Raw genomic sequence first — 535 nt, forward strand, 5'->3', positions numbered from 1 at the left:
GCCCCTCCCAGGGCCGCCAGGTCGGCAGCGCTCTGCGCCTGGGCACGCACCACACCCGCCTGCCCGAGGACGGCGAGCCCACCGGCGAGCACCACCACCGCGGCGACCAGGGCGATCACCAGGACGCTGCCCGACCCGCGGTCCCCCGCGAGGCCTGCACCCGTGGCGGTCACGTGCCCGCAGCGGCTCACGGGGACCACCCGTGGTGGTGACCTCCGACGGAGGGCTCGAGCAGCGCCGTCGCGGTCGCCGAGAGCCCCAGGGCCCCACCGGTGAACCACCCGCCGGGCATGACGGTCACGACGTCGACGACCACCCACGGGGGGTCCCGACGCACCGTCACCTCCACGGGGCGGCCCATGACCTCCAGGGCCGCCCCGTGGACGGCGTCGTCGCTGACGCCCGTGGACGCGACGCGCGCCGCCGCGCGAGCCGCGTCCTCGCACCGCAGCCGCGCCGCCCCTGCCGACGCCGTCACCAGGACGACGGCCAGGACCAGGACCACGGCGGGCAGCGCCAGTGCCAGCTCGGCGGT

2 protein-coding genes are annotated in these 535 nt (G+C 77.9%); both read right to left on the reverse strand.

The features are described from left to right. A partial coding sequence (locus tag N869_RS16760; RefSeq protein WP_232229896.1) for a pilus assembly protein TadG-related protein occupies nucleotides 1-191 on the reverse strand: 191 nt, incomplete at its 3' end. Further along, on the reverse strand, nucleotides 188-535 hold a 348-nt coding region (locus N869_RS18215), incomplete at its 5' end, for a TadE family type IV pilus minor pilin (RefSeq protein WP_035063369.1). The genes N869_RS18215 and N869_RS16760, both read right to left, overlap by 4 nt.

The organism is Cellulomonas bogoriensis 69B4 = DSM 16987 (assembly GCF_000767165.1).
Classification (GTDB): Bacteria; Actinomycetota; Actinomycetes; order Actinomycetales; family Cellulomonadaceae; genus Actinotalea; species Actinotalea bogoriensis.